This window comes from Rhizobium sp. CIAT894, from assembly GCF_000172795.2.
In the GTDB taxonomy this organism is placed as follows: domain Bacteria; phylum Pseudomonadota; class Alphaproteobacteria; order Rhizobiales; family Rhizobiaceae; genus Rhizobium.
On the sequence record NZ_CP020949.1, the window covers coordinates 65,619 to 88,366 of the forward strand.

22 protein-coding genes and 5 pseudogenes are annotated in these 22,748 nt (G+C 59.6%); 14 read left to right on the forward strand and 13 right to left on the reverse strand.

Annotation, left to right across the window (positions count from 1 at the left end; genetic code table 11):
- Positions 1 to 161 precede the first annotated feature (161 nt).
- The gene (gene ligD / locus RHEC894_RS23005; protein WP_085739335.1) at positions 162 to 1,208 is read right to left on the reverse strand and encodes a non-homologous end-joining DNA ligase; all 1,047 of its coding nucleotides are present in this window, start codon (positions 1,206 to 1,208) and stop codon (positions 162 to 164) included.
- Between the two features lie 320 nt (positions 1,209 to 1,528).
- Here ligD and RHEC894_RS23010 point away from each other — a divergent pair, with 320 nt between their 5' ends.
- The 3 genes from RHEC894_RS23010 to RHEC894_RS23020 all read left to right on the forward strand — a co-directional run bounded on the left by RHEC894_RS23010 (position 1,529) and on the right by RHEC894_RS23020 (position 5,250).
- Positions 1,529 to 3,244 carry a ParB/RepB/Spo0J family partition protein gene (locus RHEC894_RS23010; RefSeq protein ID WP_085739336.1) on the forward strand — a complete coding sequence of 572 codons (1,716 nt, stop codon included), beginning with the start codon at positions 1,529 to 1,531 and terminating at the stop codon, positions 3,242 to 3,244.
- 81 nt (positions 3,245 to 3,325) lie between these two features.
- A complete protein-coding gene (locus RHEC894_RS23015) occupies positions 3,326 to 3,976 on the forward strand; it encodes a hypothetical protein (protein ID WP_085739337.1) in 651 nt (216 codons plus the stop codon).
- A 689-nt stretch (positions 3,977 to 4,665) separates the two neighbouring features.
- On the forward strand, positions 4,666 to 5,250 hold the full coding sequence (locus RHEC894_RS23020; RefSeq protein WP_085739338.1) for a hypothetical protein: 585 nt from the start codon (positions 4,666 to 4,668) through the stop codon (positions 5,248 to 5,250).
- Between the two features lie 311 nt (positions 5,251 to 5,561).
- On the opposite strand, the gene RHEC894_RS23025 is transcribed toward RHEC894_RS23020, so the two are convergent.
- The 3 genes from RHEC894_RS23025 to RHEC894_RS23035 all read right to left on the reverse strand — a co-directional run bounded on the left by RHEC894_RS23025 (position 5,562) and on the right by RHEC894_RS23035 (position 7,681).
- Positions 5,562 to 6,224 (reverse strand): SDR family oxidoreductase, encoded by a 663-nt coding sequence (locus RHEC894_RS23025; protein WP_010069487.1) that lies wholly within the window; start codon positions 6,222 to 6,224, stop codon positions 5,562 to 5,564.
- Between the two features lie 77 nt (positions 6,225 to 6,301).
- Positions 6,302 to 6,775 (reverse strand): SRPBCC family protein, encoded by a 474-nt coding sequence (locus tag RHEC894_RS23030; protein ID WP_085739339.1) that lies wholly within the window; start codon positions 6,773 to 6,775, stop codon positions 6,302 to 6,304.
- A 36-nt stretch (positions 6,776 to 6,811) separates the two neighbouring features.
- Complete coding sequence (locus RHEC894_RS23035) at positions 6,812 to 7,681, reverse strand: NmrA/HSCARG family protein (RefSeq protein ID WP_085739340.1); 870 nt, start codon at positions 7,679 to 7,681, stop codon at positions 6,812 to 6,814.
- A 104-nt stretch (positions 7,682 to 7,785) separates the two neighbouring features.
- Here RHEC894_RS23035 and RHEC894_RS23040 point away from each other — a divergent pair, with 104 nt between their 5' ends.
- Entirely contained in the window at positions 7,786 to 8,676 is an 891-nt protein-coding gene (locus tag RHEC894_RS23040) for a LysR family transcriptional regulator (RefSeq protein ID WP_085739342.1), read from the forward strand.
- Between the two features lie 647 nt (positions 8,677 to 9,323).
- Positions 9,324 to 9,635 (forward strand): DUF736 domain-containing protein, encoded by a 312-nt coding sequence (locus RHEC894_RS23045; RefSeq protein ID WP_085739496.1) that lies wholly within the window; start codon positions 9,324 to 9,326, stop codon positions 9,633 to 9,635.
- Between the two features lie 45 nt (positions 9,636 to 9,680).
- Here the strand turns inward: RHEC894_RS23045 and RHEC894_RS23050 are convergent.
- The 6 genes and pseudogenes from RHEC894_RS23050 to RHEC894_RS23075 all read right to left on the reverse strand — a co-directional run.
- Positions 9,681 to 9,824: pseudogene (locus RHEC894_RS23050) on the reverse strand (HU family DNA-binding protein); the annotation flags it as partial.
- Positions 9,825 to 9,894: 70 nt separating this feature from the next.
- Complete coding sequence (gene ltrA / locus RHEC894_RS23055) at positions 9,895 to 11,766, reverse strand: group II intron reverse transcriptase/maturase (RefSeq protein WP_085739344.1); 1,872 nt, start codon at positions 11,764 to 11,766, stop codon at positions 9,895 to 9,897.
- A 634-nt stretch (positions 11,767 to 12,400) separates the two neighbouring features.
- Positions 12,401 to 12,550 (reverse strand): annotated as a pseudogene (locus tag RHEC894_RS23060) (HU family DNA-binding protein); the annotation flags it as partial.
- Between the two features lie 82 nt (positions 12,551 to 12,632).
- Positions 12,633 to 12,899 carry a WGR domain-containing protein gene (locus tag RHEC894_RS23065; protein ID WP_010069330.1) on the reverse strand — a complete coding sequence of 89 codons (267 nt, stop codon included), beginning with the start codon at positions 12,897 to 12,899 and terminating at the stop codon, positions 12,633 to 12,635.
- A gap of 94 nt (positions 12,900 to 12,993) precedes the next feature.
- The gene (locus RHEC894_RS23070; protein ID WP_085739347.1) at positions 12,994 to 13,437 is read right to left on the reverse strand and encodes a thermonuclease family protein; all 444 of its coding nucleotides are present in this window, start codon (positions 13,435 to 13,437) and stop codon (positions 12,994 to 12,996) included.
- Positions 13,434 to 14,252, reverse strand: a pseudogene (locus RHEC894_RS23075) (type IV secretory system conjugative DNA transfer family protein); the annotation flags it as partial. The pseudogene RHEC894_RS23075 and the gene RHEC894_RS23070, both read right to left, overlap by 4 nt.
- A gap of 96 nt (positions 14,253 to 14,348) precedes the next feature.
- On the opposite strand from RHEC894_RS23075, the gene traF reads away from it, so the two are divergent.
- From traF to RHEC894_RS23100, 5 genes are all read left to right on the forward strand, one after another.
- A complete protein-coding gene (gene traF / locus RHEC894_RS23080; RefSeq protein ID WP_085739348.1) occupies positions 14,349 to 14,879 on the forward strand; it encodes a conjugative transfer signal peptidase TraF in 531 nt (176 codons plus the stop codon).
- On the forward strand, positions 14,800 to 16,089 hold the full coding sequence (locus RHEC894_RS23085) for a conjugal transfer protein TraB (RefSeq protein ID WP_085739349.1): 1,290 nt from the start codon (positions 14,800 to 14,802) through the stop codon (positions 16,087 to 16,089). Before traF ends, RHEC894_RS23085 begins: the two co-directional genes overlap by 80 nt.
- A gap of 11 nt (positions 16,090 to 16,100) precedes the next feature.
- Positions 16,101 to 16,736 (forward strand): TraH family protein, encoded by a 636-nt coding sequence (locus RHEC894_RS23090; protein ID WP_085739350.1) that lies wholly within the window; start codon positions 16,101 to 16,103, stop codon positions 16,734 to 16,736.
- 351 nt (positions 16,737 to 17,087) lie between these two features.
- The gene (locus RHEC894_RS33465) at positions 17,088 to 17,294 is read left to right on the forward strand and encodes a transcriptional repressor TraM (protein WP_245339546.1); all 207 of its coding nucleotides are present in this window, start codon (positions 17,088 to 17,090) and stop codon (positions 17,292 to 17,294) included.
- Between the two features lie 66 nt (positions 17,295 to 17,360).
- A complete protein-coding gene (locus tag RHEC894_RS23100) occupies positions 17,361 to 17,714 on the forward strand; it encodes a GntR family transcriptional regulator (RefSeq protein WP_164517713.1) in 354 nt (117 codons plus the stop codon).
- On the opposite strand, the gene RHEC894_RS23105 is transcribed toward RHEC894_RS23100, so the two are convergent.
- On the reverse strand, positions 17,711 to 18,658 hold the full coding sequence (locus RHEC894_RS23105; protein WP_085739352.1) for a LysR family transcriptional regulator: 948 nt from the start codon (positions 18,656 to 18,658) through the stop codon (positions 17,711 to 17,713). The genes RHEC894_RS23100 and RHEC894_RS23105 overlap by 4 nt on opposite strands.
- Positions 18,659 to 18,729: 71 nt before the next feature.
- Between RHEC894_RS23105 and RHEC894_RS23110 the strand changes: the two genes are divergently transcribed.
- Together RHEC894_RS23110 and RHEC894_RS23115 are read left to right on the forward strand one after the other, a co-directional pair.
- Positions 18,730 to 19,707 (forward strand): nitrilase-related carbon-nitrogen hydrolase, encoded by a 978-nt coding sequence (locus tag RHEC894_RS23110; protein WP_010069208.1) that lies wholly within the window; start codon positions 18,730 to 18,732, stop codon positions 19,705 to 19,707.
- Positions 19,704 to 20,417, forward strand: a complete 714-nt coding sequence (locus tag RHEC894_RS23115; protein WP_210305874.1) for a glutamine amidotransferase — start codon at positions 19,704 to 19,706, stop codon at positions 20,415 to 20,417. Before RHEC894_RS23110 ends, RHEC894_RS23115 begins: the two co-directional genes overlap by 4 nt.
- A gap of 199 nt (positions 20,418 to 20,616) precedes the next feature.
- Here the strand turns inward: RHEC894_RS23115 and RHEC894_RS23120 are convergent.
- Positions 20,617 to 21,343, reverse strand: a pseudogene (locus RHEC894_RS23120) (aminotransferase class V-fold PLP-dependent enzyme); the annotation flags it as partial.
- A 150-nt stretch (positions 21,344 to 21,493) separates the two neighbouring features.
- Positions 21,494 to 21,664: pseudogene (locus tag RHEC894_RS32160) on the reverse strand (biotin/lipoyl-containing protein); the annotation flags it as partial.
- Positions 21,665 to 21,797: 133 nt separating this feature from the next.
- Here RHEC894_RS32160 and RHEC894_RS23130 point away from each other — a divergent pair.
- Positions 21,798 to 22,169, forward strand: a complete 372-nt coding sequence (locus tag RHEC894_RS23130; protein ID WP_010069202.1) for a conjugal transfer protein TraH — start codon at positions 21,798 to 21,800, stop codon at positions 22,167 to 22,169.
- A 264-nt stretch (positions 22,170 to 22,433) separates the two neighbouring features.
- Positions 22,434 to 22,742 (forward strand): transcriptional repressor TraM, encoded by a 309-nt coding sequence (locus RHEC894_RS23135; protein ID WP_085739353.1) that lies wholly within the window; start codon positions 22,434 to 22,436, stop codon positions 22,740 to 22,742.
- The last annotated feature ends 6 nt before the right edge of the window (positions 22,743 to 22,748 follow it).

Consider the following 22,748-nt stretch of genomic DNA (forward strand, 5'->3'; position numbering starts at 1 on the left):
CCACCGTCACTTGAAACAGGGTCGGACGATACACATCTATCGGTCATCACCCGTTTCGATAGTTTCCTGCAGTGGCGATTGCCGCGCGTTTGAAACTGTCCGGGTTGGAAGGGCGCTCCCCGAAAGGGTCGAGCGCCCTTTCGTTTTGGCACCTTCGGAAGCTACACGCCGAGTTTGTAGATCGCTGCGTTGTCCTGCAGCTCCCGCAGGCCCTTGTACGAGGCGTGCCGCAACTTGCCGTCGTCGGTCCAGGCTCGATATTCGATCTCGGCAATCAACGTCGGTTGAACGAAGACGACCCCCTTTTTATCGACCGCAACCGGCGCGCGCCTGGTCTTCAGCGTGTCCAGCATCCGGCGCAGTTCGAGTGCATCTCTCTCTTTGAAGCCAGTTCCGACCGAACCGATATAGACGAACGCTCCGCCCTGATAGGCCGCGAGCAGGAGGCTGCCGATCCCGCCCCGCGCCGCGGTGGACGGCTCGTATCCGACAATCACAAAGCTGTCGCTCTGAATGCATTTGACCTTCAGCCAGTCGCCGAGCCGGCCTGATCGATAGGCACTGTCTCGGTGCTTGGCGATGATGCCTTCCAAGCCGTGTTCGCAGGCGGCCGCCAGAAGTGCCGCGCCATCGGCTTCTACTTCCTGCGAAACGCGGATCGCGCCTCCGCTTTCGCCGATCAGGTCTTCCAGCAGGTGACGGCGTCCGGACAACTCCATCTTCGTCAGGTCATGGCCATCGAAATACAACAGGTCGAATGCGTAAAGAATAGCATCCTCTGACGCTCGTCTGCCGCCGCGCCCGCCAAGTGAACGCTGCAGCGCCCCGAAGTCCGAGCGGCCCTCGACATCAAGGACGACGGCTTCCCCATCGAGGATGGCCGTCCCGACGCCGAGCTTGCGCGCAGCGGCTGCGATTGCCGGAAACCGGTCTGTCCAGTCGTGGCCGCCACGGGTGATGATCCGCACCGAGTTCGGCTCGATGTGAACGGCAACACGATAGCCGTCCCATTTGATCTCGTAGATCCAGTCCGGTCCCGACGGCGGCTTTGCTTTCAACAGCGCCAGGCACGGCTCGATGCGATCGGGCATCGGGTCGAACGGGAGCTGCGGTTGCGCCGGATCGCGGGCTTTAAGCGGTCGCGAGCGGATCGGAAGATCCGTCTCCCGCAAAAGCGGCTGGGATTTCTGGCGCGGCGGCTTTGTCATGGCCAGAGTTCAGCAGCAATTGCTTAAAATCGTGTGACATCGCTGGGAAATGGAAGGGAGGACGACGAGGGAGGGGGGAACAAGGTGAAGGAAACCGGTTCGCAAGGACGGTTCGACGGCTGCCGGTTCCCTCAATCGCGCCGGTCGCCGAGACCGGGCCAGCCTGCTTCGCAAGGCAGGTGTGCCCCGCTCGCGCGCAAGCCAGGTCTGCTCCGGCGCAATTGCAGCCGCCGCCCCGTCCTGCGGTTCGGGAGATGTCTTCGAGAAGAAGATGAGGAGGCAAGGACAATCCGTCCGCCCGAAACCGAAAGGTCATTCCCATGCAGTTGATTACAGCCGATCCGCGCAGCTTGAAAGACAATCCCGACCGGTCCCGTCAGTCGAAATCCTCGCCACAGTCCGACGCGCTGCTCTGCGCATCGATCCGGGCCATAGGCGTCGTGCAGCCACCGATCGTCAAACTCGATCCGGATGGCGGCAACAGCTACATCATCGTTTTCGGTCACCGCCGCGCGACACAGGCGATTGCAGCGGATCTCTTGGAAATCCCGCTGCTGCTAGCTGATCCCTCCGACGATCTCGGCGCCATGCAGTCCTTTGCGGAGAACATCGCCCGCGAACCGCTGAACCCTGTCGACCAGTGGCGCGCGATTGAACGACTGGTGGCTCTCGGATGGACCGAGGAGTCGATCGCCATGGCGCTGGCACTTCCGAGTCGGCAGATCAGAAAGCTGCGGCTGCTCGCCAACATCCTGCCCGCCATGCTCGACCAGATGGCGCGCGGCGATATGCCGAACGAACAGCAGCTGCGCACGATCGCCGCCGCCGGTCAGGACGACCAGGCAGAGGTCTGGAAGAAATACAAGCCGAAGAAGCAGGACCCGCAGGTGTCGTGGTGGGAGGTGGCTCGCGCACTGACCACGACCCGAATGCTCGCCAAGCACGCAAGCTTCGGCGACGAACTGGCACAGGCTTACGGCATTACCTGGGTCGAGGACCTGTTTGCACCCGCCGATGAAGACAGCCGCTATACCACTGATGTCGAGGCGTTTCTCGGGGCGCAGCAGGAGTGGCTTGCCAACAATCTGCCCAAGCGCGGTTCGGTTATAGAGGCCAACGAATACGGCCAGGCCAAGCTCCCGGCCAAGGCACAACAGGTCTACGGCAAGGCCGGAAAGGGCGACCTGACCGGTTGGTACATCAATGCGCGCGACGGGTCGGTCCAGTCGGTTGCCTACCGCATGCCCGAAGTGAAGAAGCCGAAGCTGGTCAGGGATGCCGATGGCGTCGAGACTGTCGTCGAGGAAGTCGAGGCGCCGAAATCGCGTCCCGATGTGACCCAGAAGGGTCTCGACATGATCGGCGATCTTCGCACCGACGCTCTGCACGAGGCGCTTGCCCGTGCGCCGATCGAGGACGATACGCTGATGGCTCTGCTCATTCTGGCCTTCACCGGCACGAATGTCACGGTCGCTAGCGGTGCGTCGGACAATCCCTACGGTCATGCGAAATGCGGTCCGCATGTTGCCCGGCTGATCGGCGAGGACGGCAAGCTGTCCTTCGATCGCGAGACGCTGGTGCAGGCTGCGCGCTTGGTGCTGATCGAAGTCCTGTCCCTCCGGCGCAATCGCTCCGATAGCGGCCTGATCGCCCGTATTGCCGGCGATGCGATCGGCGCTGATCATTTCCTGCCCAATATGGCCACGGAAGACTTCCTCTCATGCCTGTCGCGCAACGCGCTGGAAGCGACCGCAGAAACGGCGGGCGTGCCCGGCCGGATCAAGGTGAAGGATACCCGTGCGGCTCTGGTTGAGCATTTTGCCGAGGGAAAGCTGGTGCATCCGGCGGCGCTGCTTGCTCCATCCACTGATGACGTGCGGTCGTGGGTTGGACGCTACGTCAGCGCTGACAGCGGATTGGGGGATGCCCACGCCGATTCCGATCCGCTCAAAGATCAGCTTCTCGGTGGTGACCTCGTAGAGCATTTCGCCACCGAGGAAGAGGCTGGCGAGGGTTTCCGCGAGGCCGCCGAGTAGCACCAGGCAAACGAATTTGAACCGACGCCGCTGGCTGATGCCGGCGGCGTTTCTGTTTCTAGCAATCAGAAGGAGTTTGTCATGGCGGAGATCCATTATGACACGGCCACAGAAAAAGCGGTTCATGAGGCTGAACTAAGGGCATTGGACCGGCCGACGATACGAGCAGGAGCATCGACGCCATGGGGTACGGCGCAGGTCTCGCGGCGATATGCCGACGGCATCGTTCTGCATTCGACGGCCAGCCACGGCGGGTTTCATCTCGACGAAAGTGCCAACCCGGCCGTCCACGCTCTCTTCCGGAATGTCGGCGGATTTTATGAGGAGGATTGTGAACGGGCAAAGGTTGCCCATACCTTTCCGAAGCTGTTCACCGCCTATGAGTGGGGTCTGGCTGATCGCACACTTCGCGACTATCTCCCTGATGCCTATGAGCGCGTCATGGGCGTCACACTGGATGGCAGTCAGTCTCATACGCGAGCCCGACAGGAATTGGAAAGGCGGCATCGCAACGACTGGGTGGTCATCGCAGCCCTCAATTCCGATCACAAGCCCGGCTTTGTCGAGTGCATCGCGACGCTGGGCGGGATCCGCGGCGAGACGGGTGGACGGCGGTTTCTGGTTCCAGGCTCCGACTACGTGATCGGCCGCTATGGCTTTGTCATCGATCCAGTCAAGCACGAGCCATATGATGGTCCGTCCAGCTTCGTGACCTGGGCGGCGCGGCCATGACAGCCGAATCTCCTACCAACATCGACGGTCAGCGAAATCCGGTGATCGATGTCATCGCGTTTTATCGCAGGATCTGGGCACGGCAGCAGGATTGCCGGTCCCGGCGGGCGGAGCGGACAAGGCGTACGAAGGCGCGTTGGAAATGCAAGGCACGGCATGGCCTGCCCCAGATCATAGCACGCATATCAACGGAGCCGGGTGCGAGCGGAAAACCCGTCCAAGTCGGGGGAGCAGTGACACTTTGATCGAAGCGCGGACGCGGGCACGGGGCTGCCGGCTTGCACTGTAGTGTGCTGGGACCGAGATTTGTCAGTGCCCTGTGTGGGTGACGCGGCGTTGCCAAGGTCGGATCCCCATGGCGATTGCATCATGCTGTCGTGAACCAGATCGTCGGCCGGCACAGCACCTCGGGTTTGCTGCGGTCTGACATGGGCGCGTCCCGGTCAAAGGCCGCTGGCGCGCCGCGTTGCGGCAGGATCATCGCCTCGTCGCAGGGCAGGCCCGCGTCTGGCGCAGCCCGCTTGCGGCGGGCAGCACCATCCGCAAACCTTCCCCGCTCCTCTTAGCAATGCCCTGACCTTGGGCCGGGCCGCTGACGCCCATGTCCTTTTGCCCGCACCCGAGGGGCTGAGCCGGACGACAACCGGCACCCCGGGCTTCGCTAAAACATCGCTCAAAAGGATCCGATCATGGCACCGCTCAACCGCTCCACCCAGAAAAGCCGCCCCGCAAAATCCCAGCGCGCCACCTCACTCGAAATGGTCGGGCACGCCTGCCCCGATACAGCCCAGGCACTGCGCATCTCCGAAAGCTTCGGCCTTGCCCTCATCGACAGCGACGGGATCCGCGATCTCCACCGCGGCCAGTTGATCGAAAGCGCCGATGCCCTGAAGGACGGCCTCGCCGAAAAGGCCATGCAGATACACATGCAGCGCATCGTCGGATCCTTCGTCGGTTCCGCCTACGGCGCCGGGCAATTCTACAGCCGCGCGGTCACCGAGGCCCGCGACCTCACCACGAAGCTTTCCAACGATACCAGAGACGAGGACCTCGACGGCCCTGTCGGTTTCGACAGCCGCGCCCGGCGCAAGCGCGAGTTCGCAGCCGACATGGGCCTGCAGGCCCACGTGCTTCGCATGGCAGCCGAAGGCGCCGTCTCTGCCTACGAAGACATCACGGGCGAAACCTGGAAGCCTTACGAGCGCACGGTCGAACAGCCCGCCAACTCCGTCGACAGACAAGCCGCGACGGCCCAGATGTCAGCCTTCGAGTAGCCGAGCCGCGGGGCTTCGGCCCCGCTTTTCTCCAATGCCCGCAACGCCGTTGCGACGTGTTTCGGAACAAGAAAAAAGGGCCGACGGAAAACCGCGGCCCATAAAGTGTGAAGGTCATGGACCTCCAGAGGGGAACAGCTGCTGCGGCGGAACTGGGAGGAAGCCGCCATATGCATCAGCTGAAGTCAGTATGCCCGAATTTTCATCGCACTGCACCTGATTTTTGTGCAGTGCAGCTATGCGTGCGTGACTTAGATGGCTGCGATCCCCTCTCCGGCATTTCACGCTTCGACAGGCCGTTCAAGCCAACGCTACCAGGTGATCAAGGGTGACTTGTGTAGCCACTGATCCGTAGTGACTTGATCCAGCACGAAAGTCGCAACGTTCTCGCGCGAAATGGAGCCTCCGCGGAACTGGGTCAAATCCGTGAGCGTCTGGATCGTGGTGCGTCCTGACTTATTGTTGAGGATCGAAGGACGAACAATGGTCCAATTCAGATCGCTGCCCTTGATGATGTCCTCTTGACGGTTCTTGTCGGCATAGACCTTGCGCAGGAGCAGCGGGAAGATCAACTTGTCGAACAGAAACCCGCCATGGCCTGCACTATCGCCAGCGCCCATTCCGGTGACGGTGACGAGACGCGAGACGCGCTCTGCCTTCATGGCGCTGACAAACGCCCGGGTTGCGGTCGAGAGAAGGGTGACTTCACGAAACGGGCTTGCGGGTGTTCCAAGTGCGCTGATGACGGCATCGCGACCCTTGACGGCCCGGCGCAACACGTTCTCGTCACGTGCGTCTCCAACGATGATCTTCGCTCCCTTCATGCCCGCGGCCTTCTCCGGCGAGCGCACCAGAACGGTGACGTCATAGCCGCGGCTTACAGCCTGGCTGACGATATGGCGGCCGGTCGGCCCGGTGGCGCCGAGGACCAGGATCTTCGGTGCGGCGGCGAAATGTGTTTCAGTGATGGACATGGCTTCGGTCCTCTTGAAAGGCAGGGCGCCTCAAGAGGCCGCCTGTTAGATTTGTTGCTGATTGTTGCTGGCGGCGATCAGAGCCTGCCCTCTGCGAGCAGTTCGCGGGTCCGCTTCAGCGTTGACAGCAGGGCCGATTTGTAGCCCTTGTCGCTGTCAAACTGGGCTTGCTCAGCCTGTTCCTCGGGGCCATCATGCTCCTTGCCGCGCAGGCCGAGGTAGCAGTAGAACTTCAGCTGCAGTGCGCCGGCCTCATTCTCGAATACCTCGTTGATAATGGCGCCTTCGCGGGGGCCGGTGGCCTGGAAGAAGGTGACCTTGCTCTGGGGCTCGAGGGTAATGATCTCCCTGATGTGGAAGCCGGTGATGGTGGCTTCGCGCACGAAATGGACAGCGCTTTCCTCGACGACTTCGCAGCGGGTGCAGAGGCCGGGCGGGAGAAAGAGGCGCGCATCGCGCGCCTTCAGCTCCAGGCCCTTCCAGACCTGCTCCCGGGTGAGTTTTGTTCCGCCTTCCGGATTCACCGGAACGGTTGCGGTCGAATAGATCATGACGATTGTCCCTGTTTGAAATTGTAGGCGATTGCCTCAGGCAGCGGCCACGGCTTCCGAGGCGAAGTCGCGATAGGAGCGGAGCGGACGGCCGAGAAGCGTCGTCAGGCGCTCGACGTCGCCACCCTCTGGCAGCATTCCGTCGGTCAGGAAGCGCTCGCCCATCATGCGCATGTCGTAAGCCATCCACGGAGGCATGAATTGCTTGAGGTTCTGCTCGAAGGCTGCTGTATCGCCACCGCCATAATTGATTGGGCGAGCGAGTACGTCCGACCAGATGGCGGCGATGTCCGTTCCGGTCAGTGTGTCGGGGCCAACCAGGTTGATGCGGGTGAGCGGCAGCGGCTGTGCGGCTTGTTCACGACGCAGCAGCTCAAGGGCGGCAATCTCCGCGATATCGCGAACGTCGATCATGGCAAGGCCCTTGGTCCCGACCGGCATCGGGTAGACGCCGTAGCCTGTGATGACGTCCTTGATCGTGAGATCGTTCTGGATGAAATAGGCAGGACGCAGGATCGTCGCCGCCAAGCCCATCTGCTCGATCATCCGCTCGACGCCGAATTTGCCGGCGAAGTGCGGCACGTTCACGTAGACATCAGGGTGAATGACAGAGAGATAGACGATGCGTTCGATGCCAGCCGAGCGGGCGACGTTGAGGGCGATCAAAGCCTGTGTGAACTCGTCTGGTGCGACAGCGTTCAGCAGGAAGAGCGTCGACACACCGTCGAAGGCGGTACGCAGGGAGTCGATGTCGAGGAAGTCACCTTTGACAACGGCAACGCCTGCCGGGAAATTGGCCTTGGAAGAGTCGCGGACGAGAGCGCGGACATCAGCGCCGCGGTCGACGAGGTGCTGGATGACTTGGCCGCCGATATTACCTGTGGCGCCGGTAACGAGAATGGTCATGGAAGTTTCTCCGGTTTGTTTGCTTGACACCCCGAATATGGTTGGTTCACTGTTGACCCGATAGACCATCATTTTAGACGCAGCGTCTCACAGGTGAAACAGTCATGGATCTCGTCGCGCTTGCGGACTTCAACCTCGTTGCTCGTTACGGTGGCTTCGGCAAAGCTGCGCGGGCAACCGGCCGTCCCAAAGCGACCTTGTCCCGACGGGTGACGGAACTGGAGGCTGCCCTTCAGCTTCGGCTGTTTGAACGTGGCGCGCGCAACCTGAAACTCACTGAGGAAGGGCGAGCGCTTCATGAGCGTACAGCCGCTTTGCTGACGGAGCTCGACGAAACAGCGGCCACCATCGCGGCGGGCGGGGACAAGCCGCGCGGCAGGTTACGGATCAGCGCGCCGCTGCTGTTTTCGCAGACCGCCATGGGTCGGATCGCGGCGGGCTTCGCACTGAAATATCCCGACGTGCGGCTGGAAGTTACGACAGAGGACCGAGCCGTGGACATGATCGAGGAAGGCTATGATCTGGTCATTCGGGTCAATCCGGACCCAGACGAAAGTCTCGTCGGTCGAGTCTTTCTGCATGATCGCCTCGTCGTCGTGGCAAGCCCCGATCTTCCACGGCCGGCGGCAGATCTCTCGGTGCCAGGTGTCGTGCGCGGGGGCGGCGATCGGCAGACCTGGAACGTCGTGACTTCAGAAGGACCCGCGACGATCGGGATCGAGCCCATCCTCGCCCTGTCGTCACTCATCATGGTTCGGGATGCCGTGCGAACTGGCGTGGGCGCTGCTCGTATGCCGATTTCGCTGGTGAGTCACGATCTGGCCGACGGGACTTTGCTGCATTGGGGCAATATTGAGGGCTCCGAGATCGCGCTGTGGGCGCTTTACCCGTCGCGGCGACTGCTCAGCGCGCGTGTATCTGCCTTCCTGGATTTTCTGAAGCAGGCTTTTCCCAACGGAACGCCCGATGAACTGGCGGCCTACATCGGCAGATGAGAGGTCGCCTGCTCCATATTTGCAATCATACTAGCGTTAGAGCCGCACCACTTGCGGACGTCACGCAAGGGCAGCATTAAATTCGGTGAAGTCGATTGGCGGCCAGGTTGCTTCTCGCGACCGGCCGTTCTTGGTTTTAAGGAACGGGTTTATCGGCCGAAAACATCAAGCGGCTTGAAGCCCTGGTTGGTCTTCCGGCCGGGACGTGGCCCGTCTGAGCCTGCGAGCGGGGAGTAAGCACGCCTCAGTCTTGTCATTCAGGCATGGCACCACAACCAGCTACGCGATGAAGCAATGCACCGTTCCCGGCAACTTCCCACATGCGGTCATTGGCCTCGACCATTCGATGATGCCATTGCCGTACCCCTTTATCTGCCAGCTGGCACGTCCACTGCGGTCTCGATGGGGCATGTCTGACCAAAGACCGCCTCGCGATGCTCGGCTCGATCGGCATCCGCAACGGCCGGCTCGTTTTCTTCCCCTGTGCGCTGAGGCGCGCCCATTCCTCGCGAGACAAGAAAGCCTCTCCTATGGCCGTCCTCCACTCCGTTTCGGCCTTTCAGGTGCGGGCCGATCGTCTCCGGTCCTATCGACTGCCATCGAGGCCGCGATGGACGCGGCCCGAACAACCGAAAAGGATTACGACAATGGCAACTATCGGCTCTTTCACCGCTTCCAGCAACGGCTTCTCCGGTACCATCAAGACCCTCAACCTCAACGTCAAGGCGACCATCCGCGCCGTCGAGCGCACTAGCGAGAAAGGTCCAGACTACCGCATCCTCGCAGGAGCTACGGTCGAATTCGGCGCAGCCTGGAAGAAGACCTCGAACGAAGGCCGCGACTACCTCTCGGTCAAGCTCGACGATCCGAGCTTCCCGGCCCCGATCTACGCGACGCTGATCGAGGTCGAAGGCGAGGAAGGCCTCTCCCTCATCTGGTCCCGGTCGAACCGGGACTGAGACTGGATGCCCCGCCCGACAGGGCGGGGCTCTCCACGTCAGGGATCACTTGTTCAGTGCATCCTTGAGCGCCTTGGCAGGCGCGAAAGTCAGCTTCTTCGAAGCCGCGACCGTCATCTTCTCTCCGGTCGCTGGATTGCGGCCCTCGCGCTCAGGTGATGCTTTCACCTTGAAGTCGGGTAGGGAGGAGGTCGGTCGTTGACGCGGCCCTCTCTCCCTCCCACGGAACCGGACTTGATAGTTTCCCATCATCCGGCTCCTATGCTGACAATACCCCAATTCTGTCGAGCCGTTGCTGAAGACGACCGGCATGGATCGCGTGATGGCAAGGTTCGCATGCGATGGTACGTTTGCGCATGCGAGCTGCTCTGGTTCGAGCAAGCCATGAGACGCCCTTCATGTCCGCCATCCGTCGAACGTGATGAATATCGACGGGCACATCGGATATCCCGCAATACTCGCAGGAGCGAGCGCGCAGCCGATCAACAAGATCAGTCCGCCCCCAGAACCAGAACGAAGGCTGGTCCTGATCTATGCGGGAATCTTCCATGACTTTCTTCGATGCAACGTGCCTGAGTTGGAATACCGCGACGAACCTGCGCCCGTCTTTGGTTTCCACCCATAGCCCATGATCCCCTTGGTGCCGCTGCAAATAGATATTGAAGATCTTCGCGATACTGCATTTGTGCTTTCTCGCCAAAGTCTTCATGAGACTGAACCACCAAACCCGTTGGAGTGGGGCCATCTCATTTTTCCAGTTATTGCCTAACTGGTAATATCCGACCAATCCCCGTAGCATCGCGTTATACGCAACGATGATGGCGACATCCGAGCTGATTGTCATCTCGGGACGCATTGCGCCACGTATTGCATGATAGCTGCCAAGTCGGTTCCGTTTAGCAAAGGCCGCCAGCTTCTCCCTTGGGAGATGCAGTCGGATTCCGCGTACCGGTGTCCGCTTGACCATTGCCCTTCGACCTTTCCTCGTGACACGTTTCTCGCGAAACGCACGTTTGGTCGACCGAACAGCGTAGCCGAGAAAGGTCACCCCGCCGTCATCTGCCTTTGTGATACCGCTCTTTTCCGGTGCGACTTCAAGATGAAGCTGATCCTGCAGGAAGGATGTGACCTCATTCAGGATGTCGGCAGCTTCCTGTTTCGTGCCGATGACGGAGATAAGGAAGTCATCGGCATACCGGACATATTGAAGCCGCCGGAAGAACGTGTCGTGGAAGTCCTTGCTGGGGAGCTTCCGGGCAGCAACGATCAAAGGCTGCAGTTGAGCCCGAAGCCGCTCTGCTTCGGCCTCTCGGCCAGAGCTTCGCAGCTTCGCGATACGCTGACGACAATGCGCCCCCTTGCTGAGCAGTTTCTGGTACTCTGGATTCGTTGGCCTCTCAATGCCCCGGTCGAACCGGGTTTTGAGGCTATCCATGAACTCATCGAATTCATGGAGATACACGTTCGCGAGCAAGGGCGAGATTACTCCGCCCTGTGGTGTGCCGCTATACGACGCGTGCCACTTCCAGTCCTCCATATAGCCAGCCGTCAACATTCCTCTGATAAGCTTCAGAAACCGCTCGTCATCGATCCGTTTCCTCAGCAGATTCATCAAAATGTCGTGGTCAATATTGTCGAAGAACCCGGCAATATCGGCCTCGACCAGCCAAACTGTTCCGCCCCACGTCTTCTGGATGGATGCCAGAGCGGTGTGACAGGAGCGCTTGGGTCTGAACCCGTGCGAGCGGCGAGAGAAATTCGGTTCATAGATTTGCTCCAGAACCAGCTTCACGGCTGCCTGCACGAGCTTGTCGTCAGCGTCGGGAATGCCCAGAGGGCGTAATTTCCCGTTCGCCTTGGGGATGTAGTGCCTGCGAACAGGCTTGAAGCGGTAGCTTCCCTCCTTCACCCGGCGCATGATCCCGTTCAGCCTGTCCAGCGAGAAGCCGTCAAGCGTATTGCGGGGATCAATGCCGGGGGTGAGAGCCCCGGAGTTTCGGGCGATCGCTTCATAGGCCTGTGCCCAAATGTTGGGGCAGTCCAGAAGACGATGGAGGCCGTTTATCCGCTTTCCCTGTCGTGACAGGGCAGGTAGCGAGATCAGTCGTCTTTCCACGGCATCGACGTGCATCAGCGTGTCTCAATCGTCGTCATAAGGCTCCCGATCTCATGTCAGCACGCCGCCCTTCACCCGGCCAGAGGGATTCCCGTCCGGTCACCCGGCGCGTTTCACCCATTGCCGTCCGCCTCTAGGCGGCTGTCCCGGACATTACCCCGGGCGTTTGGCTAATATGGCGGCTCCGTCGTCATGTGGGTCTGGTGATGCCAGCCCGTTTAGACGATCCCGCGTTTACGCAATGAAAGAGATACAGCGCGGACAGGTGTCCCATTCAACCGTTCGGTCCCCGGCAGGGGATGGAGAGCGCGACTGGGGCGGAGCAAACGGGCAAATTTCGTCGCTCCCCGGAATGATCTTATCATCCACTACGCTCGATGACGCATCGGCTATCGTTGAGCGTCACCACCGGCTTCTGGTTCCTCGGTCTAGGATTCAGGCAGTCTAGCTTTCACCATACGCGCTTTGCCCTGACCGATCAGATCGCGATAGCTGCGACGGCCTCGGCCTTTTCCCGACATGCTATTGTCCCCTGTCGAGTTTCCCCGATTGCAGCTGTTGCCAGCCAAGGTAAGTCGGAGGGCATGGGTAGTTCCCAGTTATCCCAGCAGCATAAACTGCACTCTTACATCGCGCCGACGCGGCGCACTTTGCCGAAGCCGGGGATCGAGGTTTCAGCGTCGGAGCCTGCGGCATCGGCGATTGCCTGGAACACGGCCTCGACGATGCCTTTCGCCTGAACCTTCGTCAGGCCGTTGTTGGCGGCGATCTTGTCGGCGATTTCATTGGTGGTGGTCATGGAATTCCTCGCATCTTCTAACAATGACAGAATCCGTGTCAGCTTATGACCGTCTTGTCATCGGCAACGAGGGAGGCGCGGATCAGATCCGCGGGTTGTCCACTGGTGGTTTCGGCCGATAGCCCCGTTTACGCTTCTCGCGAAGCACGTCGAGGAACAGGTTGATGGCCTGGTTCTCGTTGTCGAACAGATGCACCATCTGTTGTCCGCGCGCTCCGATCCGACCCCAGGCGCGAACAAGCGATATCTCGCCGAACAAGGTCGGCTGAACAGCAAGCGCATAGAACCGCGCCATGTTCTTTTCCGGCGCGATACGTTCGACATAGAGGTGATAGGGCTGCGTGATCATAAGAGCAGAATCGCGCGTTCGGATTCGGCCGTCCAATGACAGTTTTGAATCGGACGGGCATTATCGATTCACAACGTTGATCCTTGCGTCCGTTTCATTCGCACCAGCTCCGGCGCAATCCTTGCCACTTCCGAGCCAGGCCTTCGGCAACGAGAATATCCCCGACCGATCGCCGATCGCGGTAGACGATCCTGAGCTTGCGACCGAAGCGATCTTCCTCTCTGGCGGTCGTCTTGAACGACAGCGGACCGGAATTGAGAATGTCGAGCAGACGGTTTTTCGCCGCGAGGCCAAGCTCGCGTTCGCGCTGGCATCGCGGCGGGCTTAACTCCGGCGTGTCGATGTCGGCAATCCTGATCTTTTCACCTCGGAACCAGAACGTATCGCCGTCCACCACGCAGGTGATCCGTTGCCCGCTCCCACAGATAGAGAAGGCGTCGCTCGCGCTGTCTGGTTGCTGGGCTGCCGCTACAGATGCGAGCACGCCGATGAATAAGGCGGATAAGGTGACGAGGTCCGCAAAAAATCTCAATGTCATGTCTCCTCAATATCTGCCGTTGGAGGGGCCTTCTCGCTCCTTACCCCGTCTGTAGCTTGTTTGTGAAACCGGTTTTCCCCAACGGACGCACTCATGTCCTTGCGTCGAAACCAGATGGCGCGCCCGCAGCGCAGCGGCGCATTGCCCGCAGTAAAGACGACCTGCTCGTCGCCGCGCATGCGCAACACTTCATGCGGCAGGATCAGCGGGCGGCGCGTCAGTTGCTTCGATCGCGACCGGGACGATCCCTTCATTCCGGAAGAGCGGCTTGTCTGATCGACCTCGACTGTGGTGTCGCCGCAGCGCTTTGAAATGTACTCAGCCGTTTCTGGGTCGTTGATCGCCGCAAACGAGATCCAGGACGCGGACTCGAACCATTTGGAACTGGCGTCACGGCCGCCATAGGCCTCGCGCATCTGGCCGATCGACTGGAAGATCAGCGCCAGGCTGATACCGTACTTGCGCCCGGCGTCGCGAGCCGTCTCAAGAATGCGCAGATACCCCAGGCGCGCCACCTCATCGAGGAGGAACAGGGTGCGTCCAGCGACCTCGCCGTTGCGATTATAGATCGCGTTGAGAAACGAGCCGATGACCACCCGTGCCAGTCCCGGATGCGACTCAAGTACCTTCAGGTCGAGGGCGATGAAAATGTCCGTGACGCCGGTGGCCAGCTCGTCGGTGGAAAAACTGTCGCCGGAAACGAGGGCGGCATAGTTCGTGTAGGAGAGCCAGTGCGTCTCCTTGACCGCATTGGCGTAAACACCGCTGAATGTCTCCGGCGTCATGTTGACGAATACGGCGACATTCTCGCGTACGGCACAACAACTCGCGGCTCACGAACGTACGGTCCAGTCGCTCAGGCAGGCCGAAGACATCCGCCTTACCCAGCGCGCGTCCTCGGTGCTGAAGCAATGAGGCGAGGGCAGGATCTCCTATTCCTGGCGGGGGCTGGCGCCGTCGTCATCACTCTCGTCGCGGCCGGGTGGAGCGGCGGCTACCGGCTGAACCTGACGCCAAGCGAACCGCTTGGGCTCTGGCGGATTGAGGTGCTTTTTCGAGACGTCGCGGTCGGCGATCTCGTCTTCGTCTGCCCGCCGGCAACCGCCACCTTTGAGGGCGCCAGACGACGCGGTTATCTTCGCTGGGGATCGTGTACCGGTGGCTTTGCACCACTCATCAAAACGGTAGCAGCTCTTGCCCGTCAGCGTGTCGAGATCGGTGATCAGGTCGTGATCGACGGCCGGCCAATTGAGGCATCCTCCGTCCGGACCCTGGACGGCAAGGGGCGGGTCCTTGTGCCTTATGCCGGTGGCATCGTGCCGCCGGGATACCTGTTTCTTCACTCATCCTTTGAGAGCTCTTATGATTCCCGATATTTTGGACCGCTTCCGGATGCAGGCATTCTTGGACTGGCGCGGCCAGTGTTCACGTTTGATCCGTGATCGAGTTCGTGCCCGATGGCCCGACCATCGGCGGTCCGGCTCACTGATCGTCTTGGCGATCTCCTGCGGCTGCATCGGCTGGAGTGGCGAGGTGCTCCTCCTTCCAGTCGCGATATTGTTCCCGGCGCTTTGGGCGAACTCGCGGTCACGCCTGGTCGCAGCTCTCGTATCAGCCGGCTACTTTCTTGCCGCGTCACGCGGTCTGCCGCAAGGTGTCGCCAACTTTTATGCGGCCGATCTCTGGCCCGGCCTTCTGCTCTGGGTGGCCGCTTCGCTCTCTTTTGTCGGCGTGCATGCGGCACTCTGGAAAGGGCAATCGGAAGGTCAGTCTTCATTAAAAAGTCGACCGGGAATGGGGACGGTGCCGCGCTATCTGGCAGTGGCCGTCCTCATGGGGCTTCCGCCCTTCGGCATCACCGGATGGGCGCATCCGTTGACTGCTGCCGGTGTGCTCTTTCCAGGTTGGGGCTGGTGGGGAATCCTAATGACTACAGCCGGCCTCGCGATGATGACATCGCGATATTGGCCGGCTGTCGCCATTGTCCTGGGAGGATTCTGGCTCTGGTCCGCCGCTACGTGGACGACGCAGAATCTACCGGAAGGATGGAAGGGCGTCGACCTCGAACAGGGGCAGAGGCTTGGACGAGACGGCTCGCTTGAGTACCTCCGTGACCTGATCGCAACGGTGCGCGCAGCTGCGGGCGAGAAAACCCGCTTCGTCGTCCTTCCCGAAAGCGCACTCGGATTTTGGACGCCGACGGTCGAGCGCGTCTGGCAAGAAAGTCTGCGCGGTTCCAGTTTAACCGTGATCGCCGGTGCGGTCGTCATCGACCCGAGCGGCTACGACAATGTTATAGTGGAGATCTCGGCCGACAAGGCACGCATCCTGTATAGCGAACGCATGCCGGTCCCGGTCTCAATGTGGCAACCATGGCTGCAGTGGACGGGGCGGGTCGGCGGCGCACGTGCGCACTTGTTTGGTAATCCCATCGCGGAAATCGATCGCCAAAAGATCGCGCCGCTAATCTGCTACGAGCAACTCATGCTCTGGCCGATACTGCAATCAATGCTGCATTCCCCTAGCGCAATCATCGCCGCGGGCAACGGATGGTGGACCGAAGGCACCTCGATCGTCGCCATTCAGAAAGCGAGCGTGATCGCCTGGGGAAAGCTCTTCGGACTCCCCGTGGTCACGGCTTTCAACACATAGGAGATTTCTCGATGGTCGATGCCGCCCTTATCCAGCAATGCGCCGATCCAGCTTTAAAACCCGCGATCGTCGAGCAGTTCATCGAACGGGCAGGATCTCATGACCCACTCGCTGTGACGGTTCGCTCTGGGAACCGTGTCGTGCTCGTGCCGAAGCCAGTCACATCTGACGAGGCACTTGCTCTGATCCGGCAGCATGTCGGCCGCAACACCGTGCGCGTCGGGCTCACCCAATACCCGGCCGGTCTCGGTGTTGTGGAAGCCAGAGAGCTCAAGACCGACATCGTCGACGCCTGCGCCAATCTGAGGATGGGAACGGCGCTCTTCGCCAAAGTCTACCGTATCGTGCTGAAATGGTATGGCAATCCCACCGAGAAAGAGGTTCTACCGCAGGTGTTCGACGATGCGATCAGCGCTTGGCAGATCGGCTACTTTGAGGGGACGGCGGTGTTTCGGGCCGCCGATCCCGGTGAGCGGGAGGTGGCTGAACCTGACAAGGAGAAGCCTGCGAGCGACGCCGTCGGGCTGCCAGCAGACACTGCGGGGGTGGAAGTGAGCGATCCTGCCAACCATGATGCTGGCGGCAAGGATCCAAACAGGGCCGGTATCCGTGTCGATCTCTCAGGAATCGGCAAGGAACGACCCTGATGGGCATGAGGTTCATCGCTCAAGACGCGTAATTATCCGACTGTTTGCACTGGCGAAATTAGCTTCGGACCTCTAAGGCCACGTAGGGCAGTACGCGCTGTCTCGGGGTGTGGAAACCCTGCTCGGCGGTTGGTGTCGGCCGTTTCGACATCAGAATCCTCTGACCATTTGGCCGGGGGCCTGTGACGCATGTCCAGGTGCTCCGGTACCAAAGGTCGCAGGACTGTCCGAGTACAGTTTACAACCCCCGGCTTGGGATCAGGGATTAACGTTTGCGGAGGCGCACCGCGGACAAGCCGGAGACTGAATCGAATGACATCGGATGCGCCGACATCAGAAGATAAACTGGAAATGCGTCCCGTGTACGGCTTGACGCAGGGGTTGCCGAAGGCTGACCGCGAGAGCCTGACAGTAGATACTATCCGAACTCATCGATGCCTAGTCGATGAGGCCGACCGGCTATTCAGGCACTTCCAGAAGATAAAAATGCCGGCAAGGCGGCCGGCAAACTTCAACACCTCACATCCATCCATTCAGGAAGATCATCGCCTCGCATGATCGGGATTGAGAAGGTACCTGCGAAGGATGCTCACCAGTTCGAGTTGCTCGAGCCTGGCTCGCAGAATGCTCTACAAGATACATCGTGTGCGGTGCGTAGATGATATTCCGGTCATGCATGAGTGGATTTGGCTGGCATGTTCGCGGTTTCCCCGGCTATCGCTGGATGTCGAGCAGTTCCCCGAACTGCTTTATGTTCACCTGCTCGAAGAATACGGTGTGCAGATTTCGGCCGTTCGTGAGGAAGTTCACGCGGAATGCGCCGATGCTGAAGACAGGAAATTACTCGATATAGACGGAGAGCAGGCCGCTGTTTTGTGTGTCGATGCAAAGGCGTTCGATCAGGCAAACGACTTGACGATCATCAGTAAGCATCGGGCGCTGTCCAATGGGTTCAAGTATGTGAGCGAGATACGCTAGTCAGGCCGCTGTGAGATGCTATCGAGCTCGCACAGCATCGCCGTTCGAACGACAGAGCGAATCCAGTCATGAGCAGAATCGTTTTGCTGGTCTCGCCGCCATACGATCGAGATACCGTAGGACCCGAGATCAATTGGTACGGGAGCGGTCAGCAGCGGCGTATGGCAGGCGAGTTGAATGGCGGCGTGGGAAGGGAGTGTCGCCACCGCCTTTCGGCCGACGAGGAAAGCCGGCAGCGCGGAGAAATGCGTCAGAGCTGTCTGGACGCGTCGGGTCAAGCCCGCCTTCTTCAGCGCCTCGTCCACGATTCCTGCTCTACCCGAATAGGAAACGAGTACATGGGGCAACTCGAGGAAGCTGGCCAGATCGAGCGATCTCGACGGTACGGCCGTTCTAGGATCGAAAAGACAGGCATAATGCCCCATAGCCACTTCTTCAAAAGCTGCGACAGAACGCTTCGGCCATGAGGCAACGATAGCGAGATCTATCTCTCCGCTCTGGAGCATTGTCCCGGCGGTTTGTCGATTGGTTTGCCGAAAACTTATGGTAATTCCTGGTGCGGCCTCACCTCCACGTCGAGCGATCTCAGGGCCAACCGCAAGCTGAAAATCATCGGACATGCCGAGCGAGAAATGCCGCTCACTGGAGCTCGGATCAAATTCGGGGCGAGCGAGGAAGGAATTCTTCAATAGAAGAAGGCCGCCTTCGATATCAGAAGCCATCCGCTCTGCCCGCGGCGTTGGCAGCATCATTCCCTCGGCGCGAACAAATAATGGATCACCGGTCATATCGCGAAGGCGGGTAAGGGCCGAACTGACCGCCGATTGGCTGAGTGACAACTGCTGTGCCGCTTTTGACACGCTGCGTTCCCGCCATACGGCAAGGAAAGTGACTCCTAAATTGAAATCTAACCGCCCAATATCTTTCAAATCGATTTTCATCATCCAATCATTCAATTTGATCAATAACGTTGGCCGCGTCAATATACAATACAAATGAAACGAAGGAGGACAACATGTCCCAACACCGGATTGCCGTGGTTCAGGCGGGAACCAGCCTTTTCGATACGCCTCGCACGCTTGAGCGCATGGAAGCATTGTGCGAGACGGTTGCCGGTGACGGCATTGAACTCGCGGTGTTCCCTGAGGCTTACGTTGGGGGATATCCAAAAGGCCTGGATTTTGGTGCGCGGATCGGAACGCGCACATCTGAAGGGCGTGATGATTTCCTCCGCTATTGGAAAAGCGCCATTGAAGTACCCGGACCGGAAGCCCAGCGCATCGCATCCTTTGCTTCAAAAATGAAGGCGCATCTGGTTGTTGGCGTTGTGGAGCGGGAAGGTGCCACGCTTTATTGCACAGCGCTGTTGTTCGGACCTGATGGCGCGCTTCTGGGCAAGCACCGCAAACTGATGCCTACCGCCAGTGAACGGCTTGTTTGGGGGCAGGGCGACGGGTCGAGCATTCCTGTGATCGAGACAGCGCTTGGTCGAATTGGTGCAGCAATTTGCTGGGAGAACTATATGCCCAACCTGCGCCAGACTATGTACGCAAAAGGAATCAACCTTTGGTGCGCTCCCACAGTGGATGAACGCGATATCTGGCAAAGCTCAATGCGTCACATAGCCTATGAGGGTCGAACCTTTGTGCTAAGCGCCTGCCAATACCTTACCCGCTCAGATGCACCGGACGTTTATGATTGCATCCAGGGGAATGATCCTGGGACCGTCTTTATCCGAGGCGGCAGCGTCATTGTCGGACCACTCGGAGATATCCTTGCTGGACCGGTCTATGACAAGGAGGCCGTCGTCACCGCTGATATAGATCTCTCCGATTGTATCCGAGGGAAATATGATCTGGACGTGGTGGGCCACTACGCTCGACCTGATGTGTTCAGCCTAGGCGTCGATGAGACTGCCCGCAAGGCCGTATATTATCGCCGCGACGCCCTGGATGAGGTAGAAGCCGCACTTGGCGCGGATTCGGTCGCTTGATCCGCCGCGCACCCATTGTGGTGGTTCAGGCCGGCCGTCCTCCGGCTGCCCTCCGCAACCTTCATGGAGAGCAGCCGGACTGGTTCAAAGCTGCTCTTTGCGAGAGAGACAGTCCGATCATGGTGGTGCGCGCGCACGCGAACGAGCCGTTGCCTGAGCCTGGCTCGTTTGCGTGTGCGATCATTACTGGATCTTGGTCCATGGTGACCGATCGTGAGGATTGGAGCGAGAGGTTAGCAGAATGGACGCGGATGATTGTCTCTTCAGGCTCCCGCCTGCTCGGCGTGTGCTATGGACATCAACTGATCGCGCATGCCTTGGGCGGTGAAGTCGATTATCATCCCAACGGGCGCGAGATAGGGCCGAAGCAAATCAAGCTGACGGATAGTGGGCTCCAAAGTCCATGGCTTCGCAACTCCCCCCCGTCATTTTCAGCATTTCTAACCCACGAGCAGAGCGTGCTGCAACTCCCTGAAGGCGCAACCGTTCTTGGCCGATCGCAACACGATCCGCATCAAATCGTCAGCTATGGCCACAACATTTTGACCGTGCAGTTCCATCCTGAATTCACGACCGATATTATGCGGGCCTGTATCGAGCATCGGCGGGACAAGCTCGTGGCCGACGGTGAGGAAGTGGATAGGCTACTTCACTCAATTGAATCCCTACCTATTCCCAAGACTTTGATCAACGCCTTCTGCGGCGGCTAAACGGCGATTGCGCAAGGTTCGCAGTCAGTGGCGTGGGCCGAACTGGTCTCAAACGTTGTCGACCTGCGGCGGCAATCACGGCGATCAGCGTAAATCAGGAGGAGACTCGTATTGCCTCATGCCTCATCGGAGAGTGCTCCCGAACGGATGGCATATTGCCTCAAAACGAGCTGCTTCATTTGTCAGCCGAGCAGATCAGCTACGAGGCGATACCGGCAGCCGCCTCCAGAAATGCATCGATCTCTTCCTCCGTATTGTAGTAATGCGGCGACGCTCGCACCACCGGCGGGAGTCGTCGCTTATAGGCGTCAACGGGGGTGCTGAAAGGAGGAGAAACTGAAACGTTAATACCCTTGCCAGTCAAATACGCCATGACCGCTGGCGAGTCCCAGCCAGGTGAATGAGAAATGGAAGCAAGCGGCGACCCGAGATCATGTACGGATACGGCACCCATCCCCCTCAGGCCTTCACGAAGCTAGGACGAAAGGTGGCTGCAACGCTCTTCGATGTTTTCGAGTACAATATCGAGCGCGTAATCCACTGCTGCCTGCAGTCCTAGACGGACCGAATAATTCTTCTCCCACGTCTCGAAACGTCTGGCATCCGGCCGCAAATCTTATCGACCAGGCGCCGTCCAAGGCGCGCCATAGAGGTCGATCATCGCGGGCTCGATCTTTTCCAGAACTGACTTGCGCATGTACATGAAACCAGTTCCCCGCGGCATACGGAGGAACTTCCTGCCAGTCGCAGTGAGGATGTCGCAACCGAGGGCTTTGATATCGGTCGGGGGTTTGACCCGCAGCTTGGTAGGCGTCGAGCAAATAGAGAATGCCGTTGTCTCGTGCTATTCGACCGATCGCTGCTGCTGGATTGATAAGCCCGCCATTCGTCGGGACCCAGGTAACCGCTATCAACCGAACCCGCTCACCAAATAGCCGACGAATCGGTGATCGCTAAAATTCGCCGCGTCAAAGGGAACGCTATTGCGCTCCAGATAAGCCTGTGAAGCGAATGAACCAGTCTTGAACCGTCCGATCAGCTGGCTGTCGAGAGACATTCCGTGGGCTTGAAGAAGCTTAGGAACAGATCGGCTTCCTGGCGAGCGACTGCGTCAGCACTTCGGCGATCGTGCCGTCCTTTTCCGCATGCAGCGCGGTTTCCATCTTCATCGACTCGATGGTGAGCAGCACGTCGCCGGCTTGGACCTGTTGGCCGGCCGGGACCGAAGCCGTCGAGATGACCCCCGGGCATCGCCGAGATCCGTGACAACGTCGGACGAAACACCGTGCGCGTCGGATCACCCAATATCCCGCCGGGCTGCGCCTCCTATAGGCAGGGGCCCTGAAGACGGAACTAGTCGATTTCTCTGCTAACATCAGAATGGGCAAGGAGCAGTTTGGCAAGGTCTATCGGGTCGCCAAATGGTATGGCCCGACCAACAAAGAGGCGCTGCCGCAAGTGTTCGACGATGCAATCATCGCGTGGCAGACGGGCTATTTCGAGGGGCGGCGGTGTTTCGCGCCAAGGAGCCTGGCGAAGAAAAGCCCGCCGAGCCGGAACCGGCTCGGCGCGACGCCGCTTACACTCAAGCCGGAGTTTTTGAGAATGAAGCCGAATTCGCGGCGCCAGCCGAGGCTGCGGCAGCAGATGCGAACAAAGCTGGTATTCGGATCGACTTGTTGGGAATTGGGGGCAACCCGTGATCACAAGTGCTTGCAGATCTGCAAGGTGATTGTTTTTCCATCGCACTAGCGAAAACGGCGCCCAGCTTCTATAAGGGCGGGTAGGGCAGTACGCGCTGCCCGGGGGTGTGGAAACCCTTCCTAGCGGTTGGCGCCGGCCGATACGGCGCCAGGATCCTCTGACCAATTGGCCGGGGGCCTGTGACGTATGTCCAGGCGCCTCGGTGTTAAAGGTCACAGGACTGTCTAGGACGGTTTCCAACCCCCGGCTTGGGATCAGGGATTAACGTTTGCGGGGGCGGACCGCGGACAATATTTAAGGGTTACATCGCAAATGAATTCGCAAGATTCAGCAGTGTCGGACACATGTGAACTGCGCCCGGTGATCGGGCTGACGCGCGGCCTCGCCACGGCGGACCTTGAAACTCTGACGATCAATGCCATCCGGCTGCACAGGCAGCTCGTTGAAAAGGCAGATAAACTGTTCCAGGTATTGCCGGATGACTACAAGGCCGGAACGTCCACTGGGGGCGAGCAGCATCTCGCATACCTCGAAGCCATGATCGAGATGCACGCACAGATGAGCGCGGTGAATACGTTGGTGGGGGTTCTGGGCTATATCCCGAAAGTTTCGGTCAACTGACGCAGC

What these genes read in the sequence shown, in the direction of transcription:
- ligD (WP_085739335.1), bottom strand. Translation starts at nt 1,208, where the DNA reads ATGACAAAGCCGCCGCGCCAGAAATCCCAGCCGCTTTTGCGGGAGACG.
- RHEC894_RS23130 (WP_010069202.1), top strand. Translation starts at nt 21,798, where the DNA reads ATGGGCAAGGAGCAGTTTGGCAAGGTCTATCGGGTCGCCAAATGGTAT.
- RHEC894_RS23025 (WP_010069487.1), bottom strand. Translation starts at nt 6,224, where the DNA reads ATGTCCATCACTGAAACACATTTCGCCGCCGCACCGAAGATCCTGGTC.
- RHEC894_RS23090 (WP_085739350.1), top strand. Translation starts at nt 16,101, where the DNA reads ATGGTCGATGCCGCCCTTATCCAGCAATGCGCCGATCCAGCTTTAAAA.
- RHEC894_RS23045 (WP_085739496.1), top strand. Translation starts at nt 9,324, where the DNA reads ATGGCAACTATCGGCTCTTTCACCGCTTCCAGCAACGGCTTCTCCGGT.
- RHEC894_RS23035 (WP_085739340.1), bottom strand. Translation starts at nt 7,681, where the DNA reads ATGACCATTCTCGTTACCGGCGCCACAGGTAATATCGGCGGCCAAGTC.
- RHEC894_RS23015 (WP_085739337.1), top strand. Translation starts at nt 3,326, where the DNA reads ATGGCGGAGATCCATTATGACACGGCCACAGAAAAAGCGGTTCATGAG.
- RHEC894_RS23105 (WP_085739352.1), bottom strand. Translation starts at nt 18,658, where the DNA reads ATGATGAAAATCGATTTGAAAGATATTGGGCGGTTAGATTTCAATTTA.
- RHEC894_RS23020 (WP_085739338.1), top strand. Translation starts at nt 4,666, where the DNA reads ATGGCACCGCTCAACCGCTCCACCCAGAAAAGCCGCCCCGCAAAATCC.
- RHEC894_RS23040 (WP_085739342.1), top strand. Translation starts at nt 7,786, where the DNA reads ATGGATCTCGTCGCGCTTGCGGACTTCAACCTCGTTGCTCGTTACGGT.
- RHEC894_RS23010 (WP_085739336.1), top strand. Translation starts at nt 1,529, where the DNA reads ATGCAGTTGATTACAGCCGATCCGCGCAGCTTGAAAGACAATCCCGAC.
- RHEC894_RS23110 (WP_010069208.1), top strand. Translation starts at nt 18,730, where the DNA reads ATGTCCCAACACCGGATTGCCGTGGTTCAGGCGGGAACCAGCCTTTTC.
- RHEC894_RS23070 (WP_085739347.1), bottom strand. Translation starts at nt 13,437, where the DNA reads ATGACATTGAGATTTTTTGCGGACCTCGTCACCTTATCCGCCTTATTC.
- ltrA (WP_085739344.1), bottom strand. Translation starts at nt 11,766, where the DNA reads ATGCACGTCGATGCCGTGGAAAGACGACTGATCTCGCTACCTGCCCTG.
- traF (WP_085739348.1), top strand. Translation starts at nt 14,349, where the DNA reads ATGAGGCGAGGGCAGGATCTCCTATTCCTGGCGGGGGCTGGCGCCGTC.
- RHEC894_RS23030 (WP_085739339.1), bottom strand. Translation starts at nt 6,775, where the DNA reads ATGATCTATTCGACCGCAACCGTTCCGGTGAATCCGGAAGGCGGAACA.
- RHEC894_RS33465 (WP_245339546.1), top strand. Translation starts at nt 17,088, where the DNA reads ATGCGTCCCGTGTACGGCTTGACGCAGGGGTTGCCGAAGGCTGACCGC.
- RHEC894_RS23135 (WP_085739353.1), top strand. Translation starts at nt 22,434, where the DNA reads ATGAATTCGCAAGATTCAGCAGTGTCGGACACATGTGAACTGCGCCCG.
- RHEC894_RS23065 (WP_010069330.1), bottom strand. Translation starts at nt 12,899, where the DNA reads ATGATCACGCAGCCCTATCACCTCTATGTCGAACGTATCGCGCCGGAA.
- RHEC894_RS23100 (WP_164517713.1), top strand. Translation starts at nt 17,361, where the DNA reads ATGCTCTACAAGATACATCGTGTGCGGTGCGTAGATGATATTCCGGTC.
- RHEC894_RS23085 (WP_085739349.1), top strand. Translation starts at nt 14,800, where the DNA reads ATGATTCCCGATATTTTGGACCGCTTCCGGATGCAGGCATTCTTGGAC.